Source organism: Mesorhizobium sp. CA13 (genome assembly GCF_020165235.1).
GTDB lineage: Bacteria > Pseudomonadota > Alphaproteobacteria > Rhizobiales > Rhizobiaceae > Mesorhizobium.
This window is the reverse complement of sequence record NZ_JAIUHS010000002.1, coordinates 348,418-374,379: the sequence shown is the minus strand read 5'-3', so window position 1 is coordinate 374,379 and position 25,962 is coordinate 348,418. Positions and strand designations below refer to the sequence as shown.

Genomic DNA, 25,962 nt, shown 5'->3' with positions numbered 1-25,962 from the left:
TGCGCCTATGGTCGCCGCTCTTTTCGAGAAGAGCAGGAACGGCATGGCATCCGACATCAAGCGCATCGCAGCCATTATCGCGACCGAGATCACGGCGCGGCCCGAACAGGCCGCCGCTGCCATCGGGCTGCTCGATGAAGGCGCGACCGTGCCGTTCGTGGCGCGCTACCGCAAGGAGGTGACGGGCGGGCTCGACGACACGCAACTGCGCCTGCTGTCGGAGCGCCTTGCCTATCTGCGCGAGCTCGATGCGCGGCGTGACACCATCCTTGGCTCGATACGGGAGCAGGGCAAGCTGACCGCCGAGCTTGAATCCAAGCTCGCCGCCGCCGTCACCAAGGCCGAGCTCGAAGACATCTACCTGCCCTACAAGCCCAAGCGCCGCACCAAGGCGGAGATCGCCCGGGGGCGTGGGCTGGGACCGCTGGCGGAAGCCATCCTGGCCGACCGCTCGCTGGTGCCGGCGGAACTCGCACTGGCCTATCTGACCGAGGACGTGGCCGACGCCAAGGCGGCACTTGAGGGCGCGCGCGACATACTGTCGGAACAGTTCGCCGAGAATGCCGACCTGGTCGGCAAGCTGCGAAGCTACATGAAGGAACGCGCCTTCATGCGCGCCAGGGTGGTCGACGGCAAACAGGAGGCGGGTGCGAAATTCTCCGACTATTTCGACCATGTCGAGCGCTGGGCCACCGTGCCGAGTCACCGCGCGCTGGCGATGCTGCGCGGCCGCAACGAGGAGGTGCTGTCGCTCGATATCGAGGTCGATGCCGACGACTCGTCGCCGGTGAAGCCGGTCGAGCGGATGATCGCCAATGCCTACGCGATCGGCGGCAGCCTGCCGGGCGACCGCTGGCTGATGGAGGTTGCGGGCTGGACCTGGCGCATAAAACTGTCGCTGCACCTGACACTCGATCTGATGCGCGATCTGCGCGAACGGGCCGAGGAAGAGGCGATCCACGTCTTCGCCCGCAATTTGAAGGATCTGCTGCTCGCCGCCCCCGCCGGGTCGCGGCCGACGATGGGGCTCGACCCCGGCATCCGCACCGGCGTCAAGGTCGCGGTGGTCGACGGCACCGGCAAGCTGGTGGCGACGACAACGGTCTATCCGTTCCCGCCCAGGAACGATGTGCGCGGCACGCAGGCGGAGCTCGCCAAGCTCGTTCGCCTGCACAAGGTCGAGCTGATCTCGATCGGCAATGGCACCGGCAGCCGCGAAACCGAGAAGCTGGTGGCCGACATGCTGTCCGACATGCCTTCCGACGGCGGGCCGAAGCCGCTCAAGGTGATCGTCAGCGAGGCCGGCGCCTCGGTCTATTCGGCTTCGGCGACAGCGGCGGCGGAATTCCCCGGCCTCGACGTGTCGTTGCGCGGTGCCGTGTCGATCGCGCGCCGCCTGCAGGATCCGCTGGCCGAACTGGTCAAGATCGAACCGAAATCGATCGGCGTCGGCCAGTACCAGCACGATGTCGACCAGTACCGGCTTGGCCGCTCGCTGGAGGCGGTGGTCGAGGACGCCGTCAACGCGGTTGGCGTCGATCTCAACACGGCTTCGGCGCCGCTCCTGGCGCGGGTTTCAGGGCTCGGGGCGTCGCTCGCAGACGCCATCGTCGCGCATCGTGATGCCGCAGGCCCGTTCGCCAGCCGCAAGGATTTGCTCAAGGTCTCCCGCCTCGGGCCGCGTGCGTTCGAGCAATGCGCCGGCTTCCTGCGCATCCCGAACGGCTCCGAGCCGCTCGACGCCTCGGCGGTGCATCCGGAAGCGTATGGCGTGGCCAAAAAGATCGTCGCCGCCTGCGGGCGCGACGTGCGTTCGCTGATGGGCGACAGTGCGGCGCTGAAGGCGCTCGATCCGCGCGTTTTCGTCGACGAGCGGTTCGGCCTGCCGACGGTGCGCGACATTCTGGCCGAGCTGGAAAAGCCCGGCCGCGATCCGCGCCCCGGCTTCAAGACGGCAACCTTCGCCGATGGCATCGACGACATCAAGGATCTGAAGCCCGGCATGCTGCTGGAAGGCACCGTCACCAATGTCGCCGCCTTCGGCGCCTTCGTCGACATCGGCGTCCACCAGGACGGGCTGGTGCACGTTTCGCAACTGGCCGACCGTTTCATCAAGGACGCGCATGAGGTGGTCAAGGCCGGCGACGTGGTCAAGGTGCGGGTCGTCGATGTCGACATCAAGCGCAAGCGTATTGCGCTTTCCATGCGCAGGGATGGCGGCGAGGGCGGCGCATCGAGAGGCCCGCGCGACAATGGCGGCGGCAGGCCGACGCCACGCTCGCCCGCGCCGCAGCGCCAGCCCGAGCGGCCGGCGCAGCAAGGCGCGTTCGGCGCGGCACTCGCGGATGCGTTTAAGCGGAAGTAGCTACTACGCCAGAACAGCCGGGTCCTTTTCAACCTGGCCCATCAGCCAATCTCGAAAACTCGCGACTGGCGGATGGCCGCGCTTGTCGTGCGGGACGACGAGATAATAGGCGCTGCGGCTGTGCATAGGCTGGCCGGGCGCAGGCACCAGCTGGCCGCGCTGCAACTCGCCTGAGATGAGGACTTGCGGCAGCAGAGCCACGCCCAGACCCGCCATGCAGGCCTGGGCGGCGGTGCCGAACTGTTCGAACTGCATACCCGGTCCGGTCGGCGCGCTCAGGCCCTGATGCTCAAACCATGCTGTCCAGGCGCCAGGCCGCGTTGCCATGTGCAGCAGCGGCAGACGGCCGATGTCGGCGGGCGTCGCGATGGCGCGCTCGGCGAGGAATTCGGGCGACACCACCGGCGCCACCACCTCGCGCACCAGCAGCGTCGAGTCTGCCTCGGGCCAGTCCGGCAGGCCATAATGAATAGCCGCGTCCAGCCGCTCCCTCGCGAAGTCGAAGCGGCCGATGCGGGTGACGAAGTTGATGGTGATGTCGGGATTGTTGTCGACGAAATTTGGGATCATCGGCATCAGCCAGCGCGTGCCGAAGGTCGGCAGGATTGCGAGATTCAGGATGCCGCTATGCCGATTGCTCATCAATCCAAGCGCTGCGTCGCGCAATTGGCCAAGCGCCGAACGCACCGCTTCGGCGTATGTTTCGCCCGCCGCCGACAACCGGACATTGCGGCTGTCGCGCTCGAACAGGCGGCGGCCGAACTGGTCCTCAAGCAGCCTGATCTGCCGACTGACGGCGCCTTGGGTCAAATCCAGCTCCTGGGCTGCGGCGGTGAAACTGCCAAGCCGGGCCACCGCCTCGAAGGCGGCAAGCGCGCTGATGTTGGGCAAAAGGCGGCGTTGGACACTCATGATCCATTCCTAACGCTCATTGATCGGTGAAGCAATTTCGTTTGATTTTTCCAAGCCGCGGGCCGATAAGCCGGGCTTCACCCGTTTTTGAGGATCGAGAGCCATGGCCGCCGACAAGAATGCATTCGTCTGGGAAGACCCGTTCCTGATCGAGGACCAGCTTTCGGAAGACGAGCGCATGGTGCGGGACGGGGCGGCGGCCTTCGCCGCCGACAAGCTCGCGCCGCGCATCGAGGAGGCCTATCTCAACGAAACCTTCGACACGGCGATTTTTCGTGAGATGGGCGAGGCCGGCCTGCTCGGCATCAACATTCCGGAAGAATTCGGCGGCCTCGGCGCCAACTATGTCACCTACGGCCTGGTCGCCCGCGAAGTGGAGCGCGTCGATTCCGGCTATCGTTCGATGATGTCGGTGCAGTCGTCGCTGGTCATGTATCCGATCCATGCCTACGGCTCGAACGAACAGCGCAGGAAATACCTGCCCAAGCTCGCCAGCGGCGAGTGGATCGGCTGTTTCGGCCTGACCGAGCCGGATGCCGGCTCCGACCCAGGCGGCATGAAGACGCGCGCCGAGAAGACCGCCAACGGCTACAAGCTCACGGGCTCCAAGATGTGGATCTCCAATGCGCCCGTCGCCGACGTCTTCGTCGTGTGGGCGAAGCTGAAAGGCGAGAGCGGCAAGGACGAGATTCGTGGCTTCGTTCTGGAAAAGGGCATGAAGGGGCTGTCGGCGCCGAAGATCGCGGGCAAGCTGTCGCTGCGGGCGTCGATCACCGGCGAGGTGGTTATGGAAGGCGTCGAGGTCGGCGAGGATGCGCTGCTGCCCAACGTGTCGGGACTGAAGGGGCCGTTCGGCTGCCTCAACCGGGCCCGCTACGGCATTTCCTGGGGTTCGATGGGCGCGGCCGAAGATTGCTGGCATCGCGCGCGCCAGTATGGCCTCGACCGCAAGCAGTTCGGCAAGCCGCTGGCGGGCACGCAGCTCTACCAGAAGAAGCTCGCCGACATGCAGACCGAGATCGCACTTGGGCTGCAGGCCTCGTTGCGCGTCGGGCGGCTGCTCGACGAAGGCAAGATGGCGCCGGAGATGATCTCGATCGTCAAGCGCAACAATTGCGGCAAGGCGCTCGACATCGCGCGCCAGGCGCGCGACATGCATGGCGGCAACGGCATCCAGATCGGCTATCACGTGATGCGCCACGCGCAGAATCTGGAGACGGTCAACACCTATGAGGGCACGCATGACGTGCACGCCCTAATCCTGGGACGGGCGCAGACTGGGATCCAGGCGTTTTTCTGAGGGTTGGGTAGCCGTTTAAGTTAGGTGCAGCGCAACATCCGCTTGGAGAATGACGGCCAGATGTGTCAGGGTTCGGCCAGCTAAACGCCGATCTCCGGGGCTCCATGGCAATTCTGGCCGCCGTCTATCACCTGACCCATTACAAATACGACCGGCCGGTGGTGCTTGGTCCGCAGGTGATCAGGTTGCAGCCGGCGCCGCATTCGCGCACCAAGGTGCTCAGCCATTCGTTGAAGGTCGAGCCGGCGAACCACTTCGTCAATCTCCAGCAGGACCCTTACGGCAACTTCCTTGCCCGTTTCGTTTTTCCCGAGCCGGTGAGTGAACTGAAGATCGAGGTCGACCTCGTCGCCGACATGACGGTCTATAATCCGTTCGATTTCTTCGTCGAGGAGACGGCGGAAAATTTCCCGTTCGAATATCCGGAAGAGACACGCGACGACCTCGCCATCTATCGCACACCGGAAGCGGCGGGCCCGCTGCTCTCGGCATTCCTGAAAACCATCGATACCAGCCCGAAAAACACGGTCAACTTTCTCGTCGACCTCAATGCCCGGCTGCAGCGCGAGATCACGTATATCGTGCGCATGGAGACCGGCGTGTTCTCGCCGGAGGAAACGCTGGCAGCGGCCAAGGGCTCGTGCCGCGATTCGAGCTGGCTCTTGGTGCAGATCCTGAGGCATCTCGGCATCGCCGCACGCTTCGTCTCGGGCTATCTGATCCAGCTTAAGCCCGACCTCGTCGCGCTCGATGGGCCGGCCGGTACATCAGTGGACTTCACCGACCTGCATGCGTGGTGCGAGGTCTATCTTCCCGGCGCAGGCTGGGTCGGTTTCGACCCGACTTCGGGCCTGCTCACCGGCGAGAGCCATGTGCCGCTTGCCGCCACGCCGCATTTCCGCAACGCGGCGCCCATTTCCGGCATGGCGAGCTTCGCCAATGTCGAGTTCGGCTTCGAGATGCGGGTCGACCGCATCGCGGAGCATCCGCGCATTACCAAGCCGTTCTCGGATGAAAGCTGGCAGGCGCTCGATGCGCTGGGCAAAAACGTCGACGCCGCGCTCGATGCCGGCGACGTACGGCTGACCATGGGCGGCGAACCGACATTCGTGTCGATCGACGATTTCGAGTCCGCCGAGTGGAACACCGCCGCCGTCGGCCCGACCAAACGCGAAAAGGCCGATGCGCTGATCCGGAGATTGCGCGAGCGCTTCGCGCCCGGTGGCTTCCTCTACTATGGTCAAGGCAAATGGTACCCCGGCGAGAGCCTGCCGCGCTGGACGTTTTCGCTCTACTGGCGCGCCGACGGCCAGCCGATGTGGAGCGATCCGTCGCTGATCGCGCGCGAAAAGACCGAGGCCGATATCGATGCCAGGCACGCCGAGAGCCTGCTGACCGCGATCGCCGGCGAACTCGGCATCGACACGTCGATGGTCAGCGAAGCCTATGAGGATCCGGCCGAATGGCTACTCAAGGAAGGCAAGCTGCCGGAGAATGTCGATCCGACTAATTCGAAGCTGGAGGATCCCGAAGAACGCAGCCGCATGGCGAAAGTGTTCGAACGCGGGCTGACCAAGCCGTCGGGCTATGTGCTGCCGGTGCAGCGCTGGAACAGCCAGGCGTCGGGCCAGCGTTGGCGCTCGGAAAAATGGACGACACGGCGCGGGCGGCTGTTCCTGGTGCCGGGCGATTCACCGGTCGGCTATCGCTTGCCGCTGGGAACGCTGCCTCACGTGCCGCCGGAGCAGTATCCCTATGTCGTGCCGGTCGATCCGTCGCAGCCGCGCGGTGAGTTGCCCGCGCGAGAGGCGATCTTGCCTGGCCCGGCCCCGGCCGAACGCGAGGGCGCCGATGAAATGGCTCGCCGCCAGCAGGCGGCCTCGTTCACGGCCGCGACCGCCCAGCAGGACCGGGTCGAGCAGGAGCTCACCGAGATCGGCGGCGCGGTGCGCACCGCACTTTCGGTCGAGCCGCGCGACGGACGGCTTTGCGTGTTCATGCCGCCGGTCGAGGCGCTGGAGGATTATCTTGAGCTGGTGGCGGCAGCCGAGAACGCGGCCAAGGCGATCGGGTTGCCAGTGCATATCGAGGGCTACGGCCCGCCGCACGATCCGCGCCTCAACGTCATCCGCGTTGCGCCGGACCCCGGCGTCATAGAGGTCAACATCCACCCCGCTTCCAACTGGCAGGATTGCGTGGCCACGACCACGGCGATCTACGAGGAGGCGCGGCAAACGCGGCTTGGCGCGGATAAATTCATGATCGACGGCCGCCACACCGGCACCGGCGGCGGCAACCATGTGGTGGTCGGCGGCGCGACGCCCAATGACAGCCCGTTCCTGCGCCGCCCCGACCTGTTGAAGAGCCTGGTGCTGCAATGGCAGCGGCATCCCTCGCTGTCCTATCTGTTCTCCGGCCTGTTCATCGGTCCGACCAGCCAGGCGCCGCGCTTCGACGAGGCGCGCCACGATACGCTCTACGAGCTCGAAATCGCCATGGCGCAGGTGCCACATCCCGACAAGGGCGAAGCGCCCTTGCCGTGGCTGGTCGACCGGCTGTTTCGCAATTTGTTGACCGATGTCACCGGGAATACACATCGCTCGGAAATCTGCATCGACAAGCTGTTTTCGCCTGATGGTCCGACCGGCCGGCTGGGGCTGGTCGAGTTCCGCGGCTTCGAGATGCCGCCCAATGCGCGCATGAGCCTGGCGCAGCAACTGCTGGTCAGGGCGATCATCGCGCGCGCCTGGAAGAACCCGCTCGACGGCCGCTTCGTGCGCTGGGGCACCTCGCTGCACGACCGCTTCATGCTGCCGCATCATGTCTGGGTCGATTTTATCGACGTGCTCGACGACCTCAAGCTCAACGGCTTCGCGTTCCGACCCGAATGGTTCGACGCCCAGCTCGAGTTCCGCTTTCCCTTCTACGGCGAAGTCCGATATGCGGGCGTCAAGCTGGAACTGCGGCAGGCGCTGGAGCCGTGGCATGTCATGGGCGAGCAGGGGGCCATCGGGGGCACCGTGCGCTTCGTCGATTCCTCGGTCGAAAGGTTGCAGGTCAAGACCGAAGGGCTGAACCCTGAGCGCCATGCCGTCGTCTGCAACGGCCGCATCGTGCCGATGAAGGTGACCGACAACAGGGAGATCGCCGTGGCGGGTGTGCGCTTCAAGGCCTGGCAGCCGGCTTCGGGCCTGCATCCGGCGCTGCCGGTCAACACGCCGCTGGTGTTCGATATCTATGACCGCTGGTCGGGCAGGGCGGTCGGCGGCTGCGTCTACCATGTCGCGCATCCAGGCGGACGCAGCTACGACACGTTCCCCGTCAACGGCAACGAGGCGGAGGCGCGGCGGCTCGCCCGCTTCGAGCCGCGTGGCCATACGCCATCCAGCTATGTGCCGCGCGAGGAACAAGCTGCGGAAGATTTCCCGATGACGCTTGACCTTCGGCGTCCGCCAAGATTCTGATCAGCAATGGCAAAGGGGACTCACAAGCGGGTACGCGGCAAGGCGCAGATCCATCGCCTGCTGGAGCACTACCAGCCGATCGACGGCGTCGTCGACGAAATGGTCGACGCGTCGGGCAATCCCCGTCCGGCCTGGAAGCATTTCATCGAGGCGCTCGACGATCTCGGCGCCGAAGAGCTCACCCAGCGCTTTGCCCGCGCCGACCAGTATCTGCGCGACGCCGGCGTCTATTACCGCGTCTACGACAAGGCCGGCGCCAACGAGCGAGAATGGCCGCTGGCGCATGTGCCAATGCTCATCGAGGACGGCGAGTGGGAGACGATCAGCGCCGGTCTCGTGCAACGCGCCGAACTGTTCGAGGACATCATCGCCGATATTCATGGGCCAAATCGGTTGGTCGAAAGGGGCGTCCTGCCGGCGGGTCTGATCGCAGCGAGCCCGGAATATTTGCGGCCCGTGATCGGCACCAGGCCGGCCGGCGGCCACTTCCTGCATTTCTGCGCCTTCGAGCTCGGTCGCGGGCCCGACGGGCGCTGGTGGGTGCTGGGCGACCGCACTCAGGCACCATCCGGCGCCGGCTTCGCGCTGGAGAACCGCGTCGCCACCACACGCGCCCTTTCCGATATCTATGGCGAAATGCATGTGCACCGGCTCGCCGGCTTCTTTCGCCGTTTCAGGGACGCGCTGATCGGCATGGCCAAGGAAGCCGACGGCCGCGTCGCCATATTGACGCCGGGGCCGCTCAACGAAACCTATTACGAACACGCCTACATTGCCCGTTATCTCGGCATCATGCTGCTCGAAGGCGAGGACCTGACCGTTTCCGGGGGACGGCTGATGGTGCGCACGGTTTCGGGCCTGATGCCGGTCAGTGTGCTATGGCGGCGGCTCGATGCCGCTTTCGCCGATCCGCTCGAACTGCGCTCGGATTCGCAGATCGGCACGCCGGGGCTGGTCGAGGCGATCCGGCAAGGCAGCGTCTCCACGGTCAACGCGCTCGGTTCGGGCCTGATGGAGACGCGCGCACTTCTTGCCTTCCTGCCCAGGATCGCGCGCGAATTGCGGGGCGAGGAATTGAAGCTGCCCACGGTCGCGACATGGTGGTGCGGGCAAGCGAGTGAACGCGCCCATGTGCTGGCCAATATCGACCGTATGATGATCGGTCCGGCCTTGTCGACGAGGCTGGCATTCGAGGACGATGACCAGACCAGGCTTGGCTCGGCGCTGTCGGCCGGGGAGCGGGCGGAACTGGTGGCGCGCATCGAACGCGACGGCGACGCTTTCGTCGGCCAGGAAGCGGTGACGCTTTCGACGACGCCCGTCTATGTCGACGGTCGACTGGAGCCGCGGCCGGCGAGCCTGCGCGTCTATCTGGCGCGCACGCCCGAGGGCTGGACGGTGATGCCGGGCGGGTTCGCCCGCGTCGGCCTGTCGCTCGATCCGACGGCGATCGCCATGCAGCGCGGCGGCCAGGCGGCCGACGTCTGGGTGGTCAGCGAGCGGCCGGTGGAGCGCGAGACGCTGCTGCCGCAAGAGGGCGACAGCTTCAGCCGCACCAGGCCGGGCAGCCTGCCCAGCCGCGCGGCGGAAAACCTGACCTGGCTCGGCCGCTACATCGAACGCTCGGAAGACACGGTGCGCATCCTCCGCGCCTATCATGTGCGGCTGGCTGAGACCTCCGATCCCGATATGCCGTTGCTGGCCGACATCAGGGATCATCTCGAACCGTTCGGCATCGATGTCGAAACAGCGATCCCATCGGGGCTGATCGGCACGCTGGACAGCGCCGTCTACAGCGCCGGCCAGATCCGCGACCGTTTCTCGCCGGATGGCTGGCTGGCGCTCAAGGACCTGTCGAAGACCATTCATCAGTTCGCGACGACGGTGGCGCCGGGGGATGATGCGACACGGGCCATGACCGTCATCCTGCGCAAGCTCGCCGGTTTTTCCGGCCTGCTGCACGAGAACATGTACCGCTTCGCGGGCTGGCGCTTCCTTGAGATCGGCCGGCGGCTGGAGCGCGGCATACAGATCGCCAGCACGCTCGCCCGGCTGACCAACGACAAGGCGCCGGACGGCTCGCTCGACATGATGCTGGAGATCGGCGACAGCGTCATGACGCACCGGCGGCAGTACCCTGTGCAAGCCGGCCGCCGCACGGTGATCGACCTTCTGGCGCTCGATCCGCTCAATCCGCGTTCCATCCTGTTCCAGCTCGAACGGCTGAAGGCCGAGATCGGGCTGCTGCCGCCGATCGGCGGCGAAGGGCACATGTCGCCTGCGGCCAAGGAGATCCTGCAGCTCAACACGGCCATCGCCATCAAGGAGCCAGCGGACATGACTGTGAAGGCGCTGAACGATCTCGCCGGCGAGATAGGCGGGCTCTACAGCAGCCTCGCCAAGGCCTATTTCGGTTAAGGCGGCGCTCCGGCATGCTCTACGACATCAGGCTTCACCTTCACTACGATTACGCCGCCGTCGCCGGCGGCGGCCGTCACCAGGTGCGCGTGCTGCCGCCGACCATCGACGGCGTGCAGCGCGTCGTCGCCGCGTCGCTGTCCTTCGCGCCTGCGCCAAACGAACGCTCGGATTTTTCCGATTTCTTCGGCAACAACGTCACCTCGATCGCCTTCCGCGATGCGCATGACGCACTCGACATCAGGATGAGCGCGCGCGTGGCGGTGTCGCGGCCCGAGCCCGGGCTCGACGTGTCGCCCGACCTTAGCCGGCTGCGTCAGGAGCTCGCCGCCGTGCGCTCGCTGGCGCCCGATACACCGCATCATTTCCTGGCCGCCAGCGGTCACGCCGGCATCGATGCGGCGATTACCGCCTATGCGCGCGACAGCGTCGGCGGCTCGGCCGCCGGTACGGCGATGAACCTCTGCAATCGCATCCACCGCGATTTCACCTATGACAACGAGGCGACCACCGTCCGCACCAGGGCAGGCGATGCCTTCCGGCTGAAGCGCGGCGTGTGTCAGGATTTCTCGCATATCATGATCGCCGGCCTGCGCGGGCTCGGCATACCGGCCGGCTACGTCAGCGGCTTCCTGCGCACCATTCCGCCCAAGGGCAAGCCCAGGTTGGAGGGTGCCGACGCCATGCATGCATGGGTTAAGGTGTGGTGCGGGCGCGATGCCGGCTGGCAGGAGTTCGACCCGACCAACGGCATGCGGGCCTCCAACGATCACATCACCGTTGGCTATGGCCGCGACTATTCGGATGTCGCGCCGATCGTCGGCGTTCTCAAGACCACCGGCGGACAGGTCGGCGAGCAAGCCGTCGACGTCATCCCGGTGGTGCTCGAGAAGGCCTGACGTCAGGCCTGCTTTGCGCAACGCGCAGTGCAGGGTTCCGCCGCCGGCGTGGGTGGCCGCCGACTTTTCGGACAGGAGTGGAACCAGTGCTCGGCCTAGAGGCTTATCTACGGGTGTTTCCGTGGGGCCAGCATGCTGCAGAAATCCGGATTGACTATCGACGGCGACGCCGCACCAAAGAACGGTGCTCAGATTTCTGCCGAGCACGCCGCACTGATCTATGTCAGCGATACCGAGCCCGGTATCCGCCGGCTGAAATCGGGCAAGGGATTTTCCTACAGGGGACCTCATGGCGGGCCGGTCTCGGATGCCACGCGAGCGCGCATCGAGGCGATCGTGATCCCGCCGGCCTGGACGGATGTTTGGATCTCGCCCGAGGCGGACGGACATATCCAGGCGACCGGCAGGGACCAGCGGGGGCGCAAGCAATATCGCTATCATCCGCATTGGGCCGAGGAACGCGACAGCGCCAAATATTCGAGCCTTGTCGCCTTCGCCGAAAGCCTGCCGGAGCTTCGGCACAGGATCGACAGCGACCTGCGCCGCCACGGCCTGCCGCTCGAACGCGTCGTCGCCGCGATCGTCTGGCTGCTCGACAACACCATGATCCGCGTCGGCAACGCCGCTTACGCCCGCGACAACAAGAGCTTCGGCCTGACGACATTGCGGGACCGCCATGTCGACATCAAGGGATCGAGTCTGCGGTTCGCCTTCAAGGGCAAATCGGGCAAGGAATGGAAATTGAAGCTGGTCGATCGCCGCATCGCGCGAATCGTGCGAGGCGCGCAGGACCTGCCGGGCCAAAAGCTGTTCCAGTATCTCGACGAGGACGGCACCAGACACCCGGTGCGCTCCGAGGACGTCAACCGCTACATCAGGGAGGCCATCGGCGATGCATTCAGCTCGAAACATTTCCGTACATGGGGCGGCACCATCCACGCCGCGTCGCTGTTTGCGCAAACGGTGCTGCCTGACAGCCAGGCACAGCAGAAACGGGCGATGAACAGCGTCATCGACAGGGTCGCCGAGCGGCTGGGCAACACGCGCGCCGTCTGCCGCCAATGCTACATCCATCCGCAAGTCTTCGAAGCCTGGCTGCAGGGACGGCTGCTTGCCGAAATGGCGGAAGCCAACAAACGCAAACGATCGATAGACGGTCTCGATGATGAGGAAGCGCTCGTGCTGCGATGGCTGAAGACGCACGAAAGCGGACCCGCGGCAACCACCGGCCGCTGAATCCGCAGCGCCTCGATTTTTTTATCGACGTCGTGTCGGGATCGGTCCTAGTGTTTCGTCCTTTGACACAGAAGAGGACAAACCATGCTCTACGCGATCTTGTGCTATGCTTCCGAAGACGTCGTCTGCTCCTGGAGCAAGGAGCAGGACGACAAGGTCATGGCCAACATTCTCGATGTCCAGCAGAAATATGCGGACGCCGGCCGGCTTGGCCCGGTGGCGCGGCTTTTGCCGACGACGGCGGCGACGACGCTGAGGAAGGTCAAGGGCGAATCGATCGTCATCGACGGGCCGTTCGCCGAGACCAAGGAACAGTTCCTCGGCTTCTACACGCTCGAATGCGCCGATCTCGACGAGGCGGTGGAGTTCGCGCGCGAACTTTCCGAGGTCAATCCGAGCGGCGGCTCCTACGAAATCCGGCCGGTATCCATCTTCAATCCCACCAGGGTAGCCGTATGACCGAACTTGCCTGGATCAGCTCCGCGATCAGCGCCGCCCGCCCGCAGGCGATGGGTGCGCTGCTGCGCTATTTCCGCGACCTCGACACGGCGGAGGAAGCTTTCCAGGACGCTTGCCTCAGGGCGCTGAAGAACTGGCCGCAGAACGGTCCGCCGCGCGATCCGGCGGCCTGGCTGATCTTCGTCGGACGCAACAGCGGCATCGACGCGGTGCGCAAGCGCGCCAAGCAGGCGCCGATGCCGGAAGAGGACCAGATCTCCGATCTCGAGGACGCAGAGAGCGACATCGCCGAGCGGCTCGATGGCGCGCACTACCGCGACGACATATTGCGGCTGCTATTCATCTGCTGCCATCCCGACCTGCCGGCAACGCAGCAGATCGCGGTGGCGCTGCGCATCGTCTCGGGCCTCACGGTCAAGCAGATCGCACGCGCCTTCCTGGTCGGCGAAAGCGCCATGGAGCAGCGCATCACCCGCGCCAAGGCACGTATCGCCGACGCCGGCGTGCCGTTCGAGACGCCGGGCGCGGTGGAGCGCTCGGAGCGGCTCGCCGCGGTCGCGGCCATGGTCTACCTGATCTTCAACGAGGGCTATTCGACCAACAGCGGCGAGGCGCCGGCCCGCGCGCCGCTGTGCGAGGAGGCGATCCGGCTGGCCCGGCTGCTGCTCAGGCTCTTCCAGACCGAGCCGGAGATCATGGGGCTGACGGCGCTGTTGCTGCTCCAGCATGCGCGCGCACCGGCCCGCTTCGATGGGGACGGCGAGATCGTTCTGCTCGAGGATCAGGACCGCAGCCTATGGAGCCGCAAGATGATCGACGAGGGGCTGGCGCTGGTCGACAAGGCGCTGCGCCACCGTAAGCCAGGCCCTTACCAGGTGCAGGCGGCGATTGCCGCGCTGCATGCGCGGGCCGAGAAGGCCGAGGACACGGACTGGGTCGAGATCGACCTGCTCTACGGCCTGCTCGAACAGATGCAGCCGTCGCCAGTCGTCACCCTCAACCGTGCCGTCGCGGTCTCCAAGGTGCGTGGCCCGGAGGCGGCACTTGCCATGATCGAGCCGCTGGAGCAGAGGCTTTCCGGCTATTTTCATTTCTTCGGCCTCAAGGGCGGGCTTTTGATGCAGCTTGACCGGGGCGAGGAGGCGCGGGTCGCCTTCGACCGCGCCATCGCGCTTGCCAACACGGCGGCGGAAGCGGCCCATATACGCATGCATATCGACCGGCTGATGAAGGACGGCGCCGCGCGGACGGCAAGCTGACCCTGGTTCAATGGTCTGGCCCGGGCTTGGACCATGCCGGGGTGGCGATTTTTTCGTGAAACCGCTATTGGCACGCCAGACAGCGCCTCCTTGCGCCTGACGGCATAGGGAACGCATGGCGCAATGCTTTGACCACGCCACATGAATGGCGGGATCTGAAAGGGACAGACATGACGATAGCGAAGGAAACCGCCGAGCTTCTGGCGAAACTGGGTGTTGCCAAGGAGGCGCTTGCCGGCGGCGACCTGATCGTGCGCAGCCCGGTGACGGGCGAGCAGATCGCGGCGTTGAGCACGATCTCGCCTGCCGACGCGGCCAGGACCATCGATGCCGCGCACAAGGCGTTCCAGGTCTGGCGCCTGGTACCGGGGCCGAAGCGCGGCGAGTTGGTGCGGCTGCTCGGCGAAGAATTGCGCGCGCACAAGGCCGAACTTGGCCGGCTGGTGTCGATCGAGGTCGGCAAGATCCCCTCGGAAGGGCTCGGCGAAGTGCAGGAGATGATCGACATTTGCGACTTCGCCGTCGGTCTTTCCAGGCAATTGTACGGGCTGACCATCGCCACCGAGCGTCCGGGACACCGCATGATGGAAACCTGGCATCCGCTCGGCGTGGTCGGCGTCATCTCCGCCTTCAACTTCCCGGTCGCGGTGTGGTCGTGGAATGCGGCACTTGCACTGGTTTGCGGCGACGCGGTGGTGTGGAAACCTTCCGAAAAAACCCCGCTGACGGCGCTTGCCTGCGAGGCGATCTTCAAGCGCGCCGTCAAGCGCTTCGGCACTGATGCGCCGGAAGGGCTCGCGTCGGTGCTGATCGGCGACCGCGCCGTCGGCGAGATACTGGTCGATCATCCGAAGGTGCCGCTGGTCTCCGCCACCGGCTCGACCCGCATGGGTCGCGACGTCGGGCCGCGCCTGGCCAAGCGTTTTGCACGCGCGGTGCTGGAGCTCGGCGGCAACAATGCCGGCATCGTCTGCCCGACCGCCGATCTCGACATGGCGTTGCGCGCAATTGCCTTTGGTGCGATGGGCACGGCGGGCCAGCGCTGCACGACGCTGCGGCGCCTGTTCGTGCATGACAGCGTCTACGACGCCTTGATACCGCGGCTGAAGAAGGCCTATCAGAGCGTCTCTGTCGGCAATCCGCTGGAGACGTCGGCCCTCGTTGGGCCGCTGATCGACAAGGCAGCCTACGAGGCCATGCAGAAAGCGCTGAAGGAGGCTGCCGCCCACGGCGGCAAGGTGACCGGCGGCACGCGGGTCGAGAATGGCCATCCGGACGCCTATTACGTGCATCCGGCGCTGGTCGAAATGCCCAGCCAAGTCTCGCCAGTGACCGAAGAGACCTTCGCGCCGATCCTCTATGTGATGAAATATACCGATTTCGACGCCGTGCTCGACGAGCACAATGCGGTGGGAGCGGGGCTGTCGTCGTCGATCTTCACCCGCGACCTGCAGGAATCCGAGCGCTTCCTCGGCGTCGACGGATCGGACTGCGGCATCGCCAACGTCAATATCGGCACGTCGGGCGCCGAGATCGGCGGCGCCTTCGGTGGTGAAAAGGAAACCGGCGGCGGCCGCGAGAGCGGTTCCGATGCGTGGAAGGCCTACATGCGCCGCGCCACCAACACGGTGAACTATTCCAAGGCGCTGCCGCTCGCCCAGGGCGTCTCATTCGACATCGAGTGAGACTTCGGGTTCCGGCTCGGATGACGTTGCGCACCCGGGCCGTTCTGCGACCTGAGGTTCACTGCTGAGGGCAGTTATGCTGTCATTCTTCGTATGGTGCTGACGACCCGCCGCCGAGGCGGCTTTTTGTTTCGAAGGATACGCAGCGGCTCGGACCGCCTTCATTGCCCGGGGCAGCGGCGAGTCTCTCTCTCAGTGGTCGGTGGAAAAGCACGCTGCGAAGGCGGCATCCACGATCGCCAGCTTGGCGGCCTGGACGGTCATGTATTCCTGAAAGAAGCGGTGCGAGACCCACATCACGGAATTGCCGCGCTGGCCCAGCCAGCCGATGCTGCCGAGCGCCTCGGCATCGCGTAGTTTTCGGGCGAGGTGGGTGCGCGACAGTTTGAGCCAACTGGCGAATTCCGCCACCGAGACCACGCTGGTCGGAATCCGATCTAGGCCGGCATGGTCGGGGTCGATGCCGGACATGAGCCGATCCATGACGATGCCGCCATTGTTGAGCCAGATGAACAGGGAAAAGGTCTGGTTGGGTTCGCGCACCGGTTTGGACGAAAGCAGGCCGTCCGCCACGAGGGGCTGCAGGGCGGCGAGCATATCGGGCCGCTCCAGGTATCTCGCCAGCCGGTCCGCGCCGTCGAGTCGGTCAAGGGTCCGTAGATGTGCGTGCACCCATCCTGTGAATGTCCGCACCGTGTCCGCTGTCGGCTGCAACGGGTGGGTGCGCCCGTCTCCGCCCGCTACGTATTCGGCGATGCGGTAGTGCAGCATCTCCTTGATGAAAGCGTCAGCGGTGTTGCGGCTGGCGACCTTGTGCTGATGCACGAATTCGATGAAGCGCGACACCGTCAACGCGCTGCGGCGGTCGTCCGGGTCGCGCCTGAAGTGCATGGCAAGGCCGACATGGCCCATCAGCCAGCGCTGCTGCGTGGCGAATATGGAAGCAAGCCGCGGGCTGGCTTCGTAGATGTGGATCAGCGCCAGCGACTGTTCCCTGACGTGGCGGTGCAGATCCGGATGAGCCGCTATGTCCTCGATGTCCAGCATCCGCCTCCTTCTGGTTCGCCACATTGTGCGCTCCAGGACATTTTCAGCCTTGCGCATTGGTGTCCAGACGAGACGGCTCGAACTATAGTCCAGTTCCATAGGGTCGAAGACGGTGACGAGACGCCGGCGGCTATGCTGGCGGCGGTAAGCACGGTCCGTTCAGCGGCGATCCGGGCAACCGCAGCTACGAGCGTCGTGCCGCTCGGCTATGACGGCTGAAGCGGGGTCGCCGCCTACTCGGCCGCCTGGATCCGGCGGGCCTCGATGATCGCTCGGATCTCGGAGCGGCAGGAGCCGCAATTGGTGCCAGCCTTCAGCGCGGCACCGATGGCTTCCAGATTCGTGCAGCCGGAAGCCACCGCCGCCGTGATCTGGTTGACCCCGATGTTGAAACAGGAGCAGACGGTCGCGCCGGCATCGGGCCGTTCGGCACCGGCGCGGCCGGCGACGATGCGGAAGCGTTGGCGTTGGCTGGCGTGGGCCTCTTCGAGCTGCTGCGTCGCCCAGCCGCGCGACACGGCCACCGGGCCGGGCGCGACGAACAGGGCACCGGCAAGGCGCTCGCCGTCGAAGGCGCCGATACGGTGCTGGCCGTAGTCGCGATCGTGATAGGCAAGTACTTCGGCATCCGCGGTGCCGAAGAGTGAGACGGCGAAGGCAGCCCAGTCGATCTCGTCATTGGCAAAGGCAAGCTCGACCCGCCAGCCGCCCCGGCACCGGGCAACCGCCCAGTAGTCGGCGGCAATCGTCGCGGGCTTCCGGCGCGTCACGGCAAAACCGAACGCCCTGGCGGCGAATTTCTCGATGCGGGCCGCGACGTGCTTCAGTGCCGGCTGGCCGGAAACCGGGTCGGTGAGCGGCGCGGTCAGCGTGTCGAGCCGGCCCTTGGCGGTGAACTGGTCCGTCCAGTGCATCGGCGCGAAGATGCTGCCCCGGCGCTGGCGGGACGTGACCAGCGCGCGCACGAGCACGGCGCCGCGCGGGCTGGAAACGCGCACGATGTCGGCGTCGCCAATGCCGTATCGCGCGGCGTCGTCGGGGTGGATTTCGACGAAGGGTTCGGCGATGTGCTGCGACAGACGCGGGCTTTTGCCGGTGCGCGTCATGGTGTGCCAATGGTCGCGGACACGACCGGTGTTGAGGATGAGCGGGAAGTCGGGCGAGGTGTGGGATACGATTGTGGGACGGACGGCGATGAAGCGCGCCTTGCGGTCGGGGGTGTAGAAGTTGCCGTCGGCGAAGAAGCGGGTGGTTTGGCTTCCAGCCGTGCTGTCCCCCTCTGACCGGCGTCGAGCTTGAGCGCCCCCCTCTGGCCTGCCGGCGCCGGCAGGCCAGAGGGGGACGCCTGGGCTCGGCGCTGGCCATTGGAATGGCCTCAACGCCTCATATCGCTCGGCATCGATATCGGCATACGCTCCAATATCGAAATCCCGTTCCCCGTCATTCTCGAAACCCGACAGCGCGGCATGCTCGGCGAAAACCTCCGCCGGCGCGTCATAGGAAAACGCCTCGCCAAAACCCATCCGCCGCGCCACCTCGGCGACGATCCACCAGTCGGGCCGCGCCTCGCCGGGTGCTGCCAGGAACGGGCGCTGGCGCGAGATGCGGCGCTCGGAATTGGTGACGGTGCCGTTCTTCTCACCCCAGGCGGCGGCCGGCAGCCGGACATGGGCATGGCGGACAGTATCGGTCTCGGCCAGCACGTCCGACACCACCACAAACGGACAGGCCTTGATCGCCGCTTCGACGCCATCGGCATCCGGCATCGAATCGACCGGATTGGTGGCCATGATCCACAACGCCTTGATACGCCCGTCGGCGACCGCCTGGAACATATCGACCGCTTTCAGGCCGGGCTTTTGCGCGATGTCAGGTGCATTCCAGAAGCGCTTCACGCGTTCGCGATGCCCGGGGTTTTCGATCTCCATATGGGCGGCCAGCATGTTGGCCATGCCGCCGACCTCGCGTCCGCCCATGGCGTTGGGCTGGCCGGTGACCGAGAACGGCCCGGCGCCGGGCCTGCCGATACGACCGGTGGCAAGATAGCAGTTGATGATGGCGTTGACCTTGTCGGTGCCCGAGGACGACTGGTTGACGCCCTGACTGTAGACGGTCACGGTCTTTTCGGTCCTGGCAAACAGGCTGTAGAAGCGGCCGAGCTCGTCCTCGCTCAGGCCCGTGGCGGCAGCGATGCCGGCAAGGTCGAGCGCCGAGGCGGCGAAGAGGGCTTGTCCGAAGCCGGTCGTGTGCGCCGTGATGTAGGCGCGGTCGAGCGCATTGTGTTCACCCAAGTAAGCGAGCAGGCCGGTAAACAGGGCGGCGTCGCCATCCGGTGCGATCGCCAGATGCATGTCGGCGATGTCGGATGTCATGGTGCGGCGCGGGTCCACCAGCACGATTTTCATCTCCGGGCGCTTCTCACGTGCGGCAGCTATGCGCTGGTAGAGCACGGGATGGCACCAGGCGAGGTTGGAGCCGACCAGCACGATCAAGTCGGCAAGCTCCAGATCCTCGTAGGTTCCGGGCACCGTGTCGGAGCCGAAGGCGCGGCGGTGGCCGGCGACGGAGGACGCCATGCAGAGGCGCGAATTGGTGTCGATGTTGGCCGAGCCGAGAAACCCCTTCATCAGCTTGTTGGCGAGGTAATAATCCTCGGTCAGCAATTGGCCCGAGACATAGAAGGCGACGGCATCCGGCCCGTGCTCGGCGACGGTCTGTGTCAAGGTCGACGCGACGAGATCGAGTGCCTCGTCCCAGGAGGCGCGGCGGCCGTGGATCTCGGGATGGAGCAGCCGGCCGTCGAGCTCGATGGTCTCGGCCAGCGCCGATCCCTTGGAGCAGAGCCGGCCGAAATTGGCGGGATGATCGGGGTCGCCGCGGACCGACACCTGCCCGTCCGCGGCGACCTTCGCCAGCACGCCGCAACCCACCCCGCAATAGGGGCAAGTGGTCCTCACCTCGCGTGCTTCGCCAATCTGCATGGGTCAGGCCGCGCGGCTGGCCAGCGCTTCGAGCGCGATGAACAGACGCTCGCCCTCTATCTTGACCGGAATGGTGCGCACCGCGCCCTCGTCGGCGCCGAGCGCCTTGCCGGTTTCGAGCGAGATCACCCAATTGTGCAGGGGACAGGTGACCGCCGCACCATGCACGATGCCCTGGCTCAGCGGGCCGCCCTTGTGCGGGCAATGGTCGTCGATGGCGAAGACCTGGTCGTCAGCGGTGCGGAAGACGGCGATCTTGCCTTGCGGCGTGGCGACGCAACGTGCGCCGCGGCGGGGGATGTCGGAGAGGGTGCCGATGGGTGTCCAAGTCATTGTCTCACTCCGCCGCCTGCGCGAACCCGACCGAGGCCATTGGCCGGAACTCGTGCTTGTCCTTGCCCGACACGCGTTCCGACCACGGGTCGACCTGGGCGAATTTCTGGGAGAAGACGAAGCGCTCGTAGAAGGCCTTGCGCTTGTCCGCGTCGTCCATGATCTGGCGCTTGATCTCGGCGATGCCGACGCGCTTGGCCCATTTGTAGATACGCTCGAGATAGCGGGCCTGTTCGCGGTACATCTGCGTCAACGCCACGATATGCTCCAGCGCTTCGTCCTCGGTCCTGACCAGGCCGAGCACTTCGGTACCCTTGATGTCGAGGCCGGCCGCACCGGCGAAATGGATCTCGTAGCCACTGTCGACGCAGATCACGCCGACATCCTTGCAGGTCGCCTCGGCGCAGTTTCGCGGGCAGCCCGACACCGCCATCTTGACCTTGGCCGGCGTCCACGAGCCCCACATGAATTTTTCAATGCGGACACCGAGGCCGGTGGAATCCTGCGTGCCGAAGCGGCACCAGTCGGAGCCGACGCAGGTCTTCACCGTGCGCAGGCCCTTGGCATAGGCATGGCCGGAGACGAAGCCGGCCTGGCCGAGATCGGCCCATACCGCCGGCAGGTCCTCCTTGCGGATGCCGAGCATATCGATGCGCTGGCCGCCGGTGACCTTGACCATCGGGATCTCGAACTTGTCGACGACATCGGCGATGGCGCGCAGCTCGGCGGCATTGGTCACCCCGCCCCACATGCGCGGCACCACCGAATAGGTGCCGTCCTTCTGGATGTTGGCGTGGACGCGTTCGTTGATGAAGCGCGACTGGTAGTCGTCGGCGTATTCATCCGGCCAGTCGCAGACGAGATAGTAGTTCAGCGCCGGCCGGCATTTGGCGCAGCCGCAGGAGGTCTTCCATTCCAGTTCCTGCATGATCGCGGGAATGGTCTTCAGCGCCTTGGCCTTGATCAGCCGGCGCACCTCGTCATGGCCGAGCGTGGTGCAGGAGCACATGGGCTGCACGGCGGCGGGGTTGTACTTGTCGCCGATGGTCAGCACCATCAGCTTTTCGACCAGGCCGGTGCAAGAACCGCAGGAGGCGGATGCCTTGGTGTGGGCACGCACGTCGTCGAGCGAGGTCAGGCCCCCGGCCGTGATCGCGCCCGTGATCTTGCCCTTGCAGACGCCGTTGCAGCCGCAGATTTCCGCATCATCCGGCAAGGCTGCAACGGCCGCCATAGGGTCCAGCGGGGCACCCCCCTGGTAGGACTGGCCGAAGATCAACGTATCGCGCATCTGCGAGATATCGGTCTGCTTCTTCTTGAGGTCGTTGAACCAGGCGCCGTCCGATGTCTCGCCGTAGAGCACGGTGCCAATGATGCGGTCGTCCTTCAGCACCAGGCGCTTGTAGACGCCGGCGGCGGCATCGCGCAGCACGATCTCCTGGCGGTCCTCGCCATCGGCGAAGTCGCCGAGCGAGAAGAGGTCGATGCCGGTGACCTTGAGCTTGGTGGGCGTATCCGAATGCACGAAGGCGGCAGTCTCGTCGCCGGCAAGCTGGCTGGCAGTGACGCGCGCCATCTCGTAGAGGGGGGCGACCAGCCCATAGACCTGGCCGTTCACCTCGGCGCATTCGCCGAGCGCATAGATGTCCGGATCGTTGCTGCGCATGCCCGGGTCGACGGCGATGCCTCTGTTGACGACGATGCCGGCATCTTTGGCCAGCGCCGCGTTCGGCCGGATGCCGACCGCCATCACCACCAGCGTCGCCGGGATGATTGTGCCGTCGGCGAGTTCCACCCGCTCGACCCTGCCGTTGCCCGTGATCGCCTGGGTGTTGGCCTTGGTGATGACCTTGATGCCGCGCTGCTCGACTGCGCGCCGCAGCAGGTAGCCTGCGGCCGGATCTAGCTGGCGCTCCATCAAAGTCGGCATCACATGCAGCACGGTGACGTCCATGCCTTGCGCGTTGAGGCCCGCCGCCGCCTCCAGCCCGAGCAGGCCGCCGCCGATCACCACCGCCTTGGCGCGCGACTGGGCGGCGAGCATCATCGCCTGGACGTCGTCGAGGTCGCGATAGGTGAGAACGCCGGGCAGGTTGTGGCCGGGGACCGGAATGATGAATGGCACCGAGCCGGTGGCGATGACCAGCTTGTCGTAGGGCTCGGTGACGCCGTGGTCGGAGGTGACGGTCTTCGCCTGCCGGTCGATGGCGACGATCTTGTGGCCCTTATAGAGGGTGATGCCGTGCTTGATGTACCAGCCGTCGCCATGGATGATGATTTCTTCGTAGGCCTTCTCGCCCGAGAGAACCGGCGACAGCATGATGCGGTCGTAATTGACCCTTGGCTCGGCGTTGAAGATGGTGACCTGGAAACGGCCGGGCGCCTTCTCCAGCAGGTGTTCCAGCATGCGCCCGGGAGCCATGCCGTTGCCGATGATGACGAGTTTTTCGGTCATGCCCTGATCCGCTCCGGTGTCATTCTGCAGCATAAGAAAGGGTCGGCGCCTTGGTTGATGCGGCGCGCTCCATGCGCCTGACGCTGACATGCATCCAGGCAAAGCAGGCGGCGACGATGACAAAGAGCAGCATGAAGCAACTCGACCAGATGCCGGTGAGGTCGTTCAGCGCTCCAAAGGCGATCGGCAGGATGAAGCCGCCGAGGCCGCCGATCATGCCCACGACGCCGCCAACGGCACCGACGCTCCGCGGATAGTAGGCGGGGATGTGCTTGTAGACGGCGGCCTTGCCGAGGCTCATGAAGAAGCCGAGCACGCTGGCGACGGCGATAAAGGCGAGCGGGCCGATCTCGAAATGGAAGGAGATCGGCCCGCTGATGCCGCGCACGACATAGTCTGCCGAGGGGAGAGACAGCACCAAGGTCGCGACGGCACAAACCGAGAAGGTCCAATAGAGCACGGCGCGGGCGCCGACGCGGTCGGACAGAACGCCGCCATAGGCGCGGAAGATGCTCGCGGGAATTGAATAGGCAGCGCCGATCATGCCGGCGGTCGCCAGCCCGAAGCCGTAGACGCCGATCAGGTAGCGCGGCAGCCACAGCGACAGCGCCACGAACGCACCGAAGGCGAAGAAGTAATAGAACGCGAAGCGCCAGACCTGCAGGTTCTTCAGCGGCGCGAATTCCTGCCAGAAGCTCCTCACAGGCATGGTCTTGCCGGCACGGCGCTCGCGGATGACCGGATCGTCGGCGGTCGTGAGCCAGAAGATGGCGGCCATGATGACAAGTGCCGCCGCCCAGATCAGCGCGACCGACTGCCAGCCCCAGGCGAGAAGCACGAAAGGCGCCAGGAATTTGGTGACGGCGGCGCCGACATTGCCGACGCCGAAGATGCCGAGCGCCGTGCCCTGCCGGCCGGCCGGGAAGAAGCGTGAGACATAGGCGACGCCAACGGCGAAGGAGCCGCCGGCAAGCCCGACGCCGAGCGCAGCGATCAGCATCTGCGCGTAAGTGTGCGCAAAAGCGAGCAGGAAGGTCGCGACCGCCGCGGTGAGCATGGTGGCGGTGTAGACCAGCCGTCCGCCATAGCGATCGGTCCAGACGCCGAGTACCATGCGCACGAGGGAGCCGGTGAGGATCGGCGTGCCGACGAGCAGGCCGAATTCCGTCTCGTTCAGCCCAAGTTCCTGCTTTATGCGCACGCCGATGATGGAAAAGATCGTCCACACCGCAAAGCAGACGGTGAAGGCGATGGTGGACATCACGAGCGCTTGCCGGGGCGCGCTATCCTGGCTGGGCGCGGCTTGGAGATTTGCGGTCATGTCAGGCTCCGGTTTGCGGTAGGAGGCACCGCGCGTGTTTCTTGATCGATGTTTGGCGGTCTGGCGTCAGCGCGGCGAGTCTGGCGCGTTCACTTCGGGCCCTTTGCCTTCGGCCACGGCGCGGGCGGGGAACAGCATCTTTGCAGCGATGAACAGCGCCGCCGTCAGCGCGCTGCTGGCGACAAAATCGCGGCGCGTGAAATCCTTCAGGTTTGTTCCAGTTCCGATCCGTTTCCTCATCGTCGTCTCCGGTTGGGCGCTGCCTGGGACCAGCGCCTTCGATTGCGTGTTCGGCCAAAACAAAAAAGCCGCCGGCCAAGTCCGCGCGACCCGTACATCCGGGATCGTGTCGTGACCTGAGCGGCAGCTTTGCCTGTGGCGCCCGCCATTGGACGCCTATTCGGTGACCCGCGAAGGGCCTGGTTATTTCAAAGCAGGAACCGTGCCAGTCTCGCTTCAGAAAAGAATTTCGAATGAAATCAGCTGAATAACCGAATCATGGGTAGATCCGGCCGACTGTTAACAAGGCCAAACATTGGTCAGCTATCCGATCAGTGCGCATAAATTTTGTGCAATGCACAAGAATGGCGCGTAAATGATCACGCCGGCTTTTGCGCGCCGATATAGGCGTCGATCTGGTCCGGGTCGAAGATACGCCCGTCGAAGAAGCCGTCGGGGCCGAGCACTAAGCTTGCCCCCGCCGAGCCGACCGGCGTTGCGATCTTCAACGCCCCCTCGACCTTGGCATTGGCGCCAGGCAGCGCCACGCCGAGCGGCTTCAGCGCCGCCCGATACAGGTCGGGCCGGTAGCAGTCTCGGGCGATGGTGAGGTTTTCAGGCGTGTGCGTGATGTCGCCCCAGCGCACCATCTGGGTGTAGAACCACAGCGCATGGCTCTTCCAGGGAAAGTTCGCCGCCTTGTCGAAGGGAACGAAGAAGTCCTCGACGTTCCGCTCGGCGCCGCTGCCGAGGCGGAGATGTCCGGTCAGGACCGGCATCTGGATTTCGCCTGACTGGCCAAGGAAGCCGGGCTGCGCCATCAGCGCCGCCAGTTCGCCTCGATTGGCCGGATCCTGGCACCAGCGGGCGGAGTGGTGCAGTGCCCTGAGCAGCGCTGCCAGCGCCTCCGGCTGCTCTTCGGCCCAGGCCTTGCGCGCGCCGATGACCTTTTCGGGGCTGTTCCGCCACAAAAGCGCCTTGACGGTGACGATGTGGCCGGTGCCGGCCGCGACGGAGGCGCTGTTCCAGGGCTCGCCGACGCAATAGCCGTCGATGCGGCCGGCGGCCAGCGCGTCGGCCATGAAGGGCGGCGGTACGATGACGATCTCGATCTCACTGTCGGGGTCGATGCCGCAGGCGGAGAGCCAGTAACGCAGTTCGAAATTGTGCCCGGAATGCGGATGCACGACGGCGAAGCGCAGCGGGTCACGGCCGGCCGCCGCGCGTTCGCGGATAAACGCGCCAAGCGCCGCGCCGGCGCGGGCCGGATCGAGATCCGATACGGCGCCATGCGCCGCCATGCCTTCCCAGACGGCGTTGGAGACGGTGACGCAATTGCCGCCGAGGCCGAGCGAAAAGGGCACGATCGTCTCGGACGCCAGGGGCGTGAGCCCAAGGTTGCAGGCGAGCGGCATCGGCCCAAGCATGTGGGCAAGGTCGAAATGGCCAATGGCGATGCGGTCGCGAATGTTGGCCCAGGAAGTCTCGCGGTGCAGGACGAGATCGACGCCTTCGCGCGCGGCAAAGCCCATTTCGCCGGCCGCGACCAGCACGGCGCTGTCGAACAAGGGCATGAAGCCGGCGATAATCTGATGCGCAGCAGTCATGC

Annotated in this window: 17 protein-coding genes; 9 read left to right on the top strand and 8 right to left on the bottom strand. The window is 65.5% G+C overall.

The features are described from left to right. The first annotated feature begins 43 nt into the window (after positions 1-43). Complete coding sequence (locus tag LB566_RS07370) at positions 44-2,365, top strand: Tex family protein (RefSeq protein WP_224624120.1); 2,322 nt, start codon at positions 44-46, stop codon at positions 2,363-2,365. Between the two features lie 3 nt (positions 2,366-2,368). Here LB566_RS07370 and LB566_RS07365 read toward each other — a convergent pair whose 3' ends face one another. Next, positions 2,369-3,277, bottom strand: coding sequence for a LysR family transcriptional regulator (locus tag LB566_RS07365; protein WP_224623901.1), 909 nt, complete (start codon positions 3,275-3,277; stop codon positions 2,369-2,371). Positions 3,278-3,380: 103 nt separating this feature from the next. Between LB566_RS07365 and LB566_RS07360 the strand changes: the two genes are divergently transcribed. The 8 genes from LB566_RS07360 (at position 3,381) to LB566_RS07325 (ending at position 15,997) form a co-directional block, all read left to right on the top strand. Next, positions 3,381-4,577 carry an acyl-CoA dehydrogenase gene (locus LB566_RS07360; protein WP_140549693.1) on the top strand — a complete coding sequence of 399 codons (1,197 nt, stop codon included), beginning with the start codon at positions 3,381-3,383 and terminating at the stop codon, positions 4,575-4,577. Positions 4,578-4,681: 104 nt separating this feature from the next. Then, positions 4,682-8,041: a DUF2126 domain-containing protein gene (locus LB566_RS07355; protein ID WP_224623900.1), complete on the top strand. Its 3,360-nt coding sequence runs from the start codon at positions 4,682-4,684 to the stop codon at positions 8,039-8,041. A 6-nt stretch (positions 8,042-8,047) separates the two neighbouring features. Beyond that, entirely contained in the window at positions 8,048-10,459 is a 2,412-nt protein-coding gene (locus LB566_RS07350; RefSeq protein ID WP_224623899.1) for a circularly permuted type 2 ATP-grasp protein, read from the top strand. Between the two features lie 14 nt (positions 10,460-10,473). Further along, entirely contained in the window at positions 10,474-11,358 is an 885-nt protein-coding gene (locus LB566_RS07345; protein WP_140549696.1) for a transglutaminase domain-containing protein, read from the top strand. A gap of 132 nt (positions 11,359-11,490) precedes the next feature. Then, on the top strand, positions 11,491-12,594 hold the full coding sequence (locus tag LB566_RS07340; protein WP_140549697.1) for a DNA topoisomerase IB: 1,104 nt from the start codon (positions 11,491-11,493) through the stop codon (positions 12,592-12,594). An 84-nt stretch (positions 12,595-12,678) separates the two neighbouring features. Continuing rightward, on the top strand, positions 12,679-13,053 hold the full coding sequence (locus LB566_RS07335) for a YciI family protein (RefSeq protein WP_140496184.1): 375 nt from the start codon (positions 12,679-12,681) through the stop codon (positions 13,051-13,053). Beyond that, entirely contained in the window at positions 13,050-14,312 is a 1,263-nt protein-coding gene (locus LB566_RS07330; protein ID WP_224623898.1) for an RNA polymerase sigma factor, read from the top strand. The genes LB566_RS07335 and LB566_RS07330 overlap by 4 nt, the downstream gene beginning before the upstream one ends. Before the next feature lie 170 nt (positions 14,313-14,482). Beyond that, positions 14,483-15,997: an aldehyde dehydrogenase family protein gene (locus LB566_RS07325; protein WP_224623897.1), complete on the top strand. Its 1,515-nt coding sequence runs from the start codon at positions 14,483-14,485 to the stop codon at positions 15,995-15,997. A gap of 192 nt (positions 15,998-16,189) precedes the next feature. Here the strand turns inward: LB566_RS07325 and LB566_RS07320 are convergent, their stop codons facing one another. From LB566_RS07320 to LB566_RS07290, 7 genes are all read right to left on the bottom strand, one after another. After that, a complete protein-coding gene (locus LB566_RS07320; RefSeq protein ID WP_224623896.1) occupies positions 16,190-17,044 on the bottom strand; it encodes a hypothetical protein in 855 nt (284 codons plus the stop codon). A 233-nt stretch (positions 17,045-17,277) separates the two neighbouring features. Next, positions 17,278-20,025, bottom strand: a complete 2,748-nt coding sequence (locus LB566_RS07315) for a nitrate reductase (protein ID WP_224623895.1) — start codon at positions 20,023-20,025, stop codon at positions 17,278-17,280. A gap of 3 nt (positions 20,026-20,028) precedes the next feature. After that, a complete protein-coding gene (gene nirD, locus LB566_RS07310) occupies positions 20,029-20,358 on the bottom strand; it encodes a nitrite reductase small subunit NirD (protein WP_140549702.1) in 330 nt (109 codons plus the stop codon). Positions 20,359-20,362: 4 nt separating this feature from the next. Next, positions 20,363-22,813 carry a nitrite reductase large subunit NirB gene (gene nirB / locus LB566_RS07305; protein ID WP_224623894.1) on the bottom strand — a complete coding sequence of 817 codons (2,451 nt, stop codon included), beginning with the start codon at positions 22,811-22,813 and terminating at the stop codon, positions 20,363-20,365. Between the two features lie 19 nt (positions 22,814-22,832). Then, a complete protein-coding gene (locus LB566_RS07300) occupies positions 22,833-24,134 on the bottom strand; it encodes an MFS transporter (protein ID WP_224623893.1) in 1,302 nt (433 codons plus the stop codon). A 66-nt stretch (positions 24,135-24,200) separates the two neighbouring features. After that, on the bottom strand, positions 24,201-24,374 hold the full coding sequence (locus LB566_RS07295; protein ID WP_224623892.1) for a hypothetical protein: 174 nt from the start codon (positions 24,372-24,374) through the stop codon (positions 24,201-24,203). Between the two features lie 359 nt (positions 24,375-24,733). Next, a complete protein-coding gene (locus LB566_RS07290; RefSeq protein ID WP_224624119.1) occupies positions 24,734-25,960 on the bottom strand; it encodes a CmpA/NrtA family ABC transporter substrate-binding protein in 1,227 nt (408 codons plus the stop codon). Positions 25,961-25,962 lie beyond the last annotated feature (2 nt).

Bases quoted from the DNA above. Each gene is read 5' to 3' on its own strand.
- LB566_RS07315 (WP_224623895.1), bottom strand. From the start codon at position 20,025: ATGCAGATTGGCGAAGCACGCGAGGTGAGGACCACTTGCCCCTATTGC.
- LB566_RS07300 (WP_224623893.1), bottom strand. From the start codon at position 24,134: ATGACCGCAAATCTCCAAGCCGCGCCCAGCCAGGATAGCGCGCCCCGG.
- LB566_RS07320 (WP_224623896.1), bottom strand. From the start codon at position 17,044: ATGCTGGACATCGAGGACATAGCGGCTCATCCGGATCTGCACCGCCAC.
- LB566_RS07370 (WP_224624120.1), top strand. From the start codon at position 44: ATGGCATCCGACATCAAGCGCATCGCAGCCATTATCGCGACCGAGATC.
- LB566_RS07355 (WP_224623900.1), top strand. From the start codon at position 4,682: ATGGCAATTCTGGCCGCCGTCTATCACCTGACCCATTACAAATACGAC.
- LB566_RS07345 (WP_140549696.1), top strand. From the start codon at position 10,474: ATGCTCTACGACATCAGGCTTCACCTTCACTACGATTACGCCGCCGTC.
- LB566_RS07325 (WP_224623897.1), top strand. From the start codon at position 14,483: ATGACGATAGCGAAGGAAACCGCCGAGCTTCTGGCGAAACTGGGTGTT.
- nirB (WP_224623894.1), bottom strand. From the start codon at position 22,813: ATGACCGAAAAACTCGTCATCATCGGCAACGGCATGGCTCCCGGGCGC.
- LB566_RS07330 (WP_224623898.1), top strand. From the start codon at position 13,050: ATGACCGAACTTGCCTGGATCAGCTCCGCGATCAGCGCCGCCCGCCCG.
- LB566_RS07360 (WP_140549693.1), top strand. From the start codon at position 3,381: ATGGCCGCCGACAAGAATGCATTCGTCTGGGAAGACCCGTTCCTGATC.
- LB566_RS07350 (WP_224623899.1), top strand. From the start codon at position 8,048: ATGGCAAAGGGGACTCACAAGCGGGTACGCGGCAAGGCGCAGATCCAT.
- LB566_RS07340 (WP_140549697.1), top strand. From the start codon at position 11,491: ATGCTGCAGAAATCCGGATTGACTATCGACGGCGACGCCGCACCAAAG.
- LB566_RS07290 (WP_224624119.1), bottom strand. From the start codon at position 25,960: ATGACTGCTGCGCATCAGATTATCGCCGGCTTCATGCCCTTGTTCGAC.
- LB566_RS07295 (WP_224623892.1), bottom strand. From the start codon at position 24,374: ATGAGGAAACGGATCGGAACTGGAACAAACCTGAAGGATTTCACGCGC.
- nirD (WP_140549702.1), bottom strand. From the start codon at position 20,358: ATGACTTGGACACCCATCGGCACCCTCTCCGACATCCCCCGCCGCGGC.
- LB566_RS07365 (WP_224623901.1), bottom strand. From the start codon at position 3,277: ATGAGTGTCCAACGCCGCCTTTTGCCCAACATCAGCGCGCTTGCCGCC.
- LB566_RS07335 (WP_140496184.1), top strand. From the start codon at position 12,679: ATGCTCTACGCGATCTTGTGCTATGCTTCCGAAGACGTCGTCTGCTCC.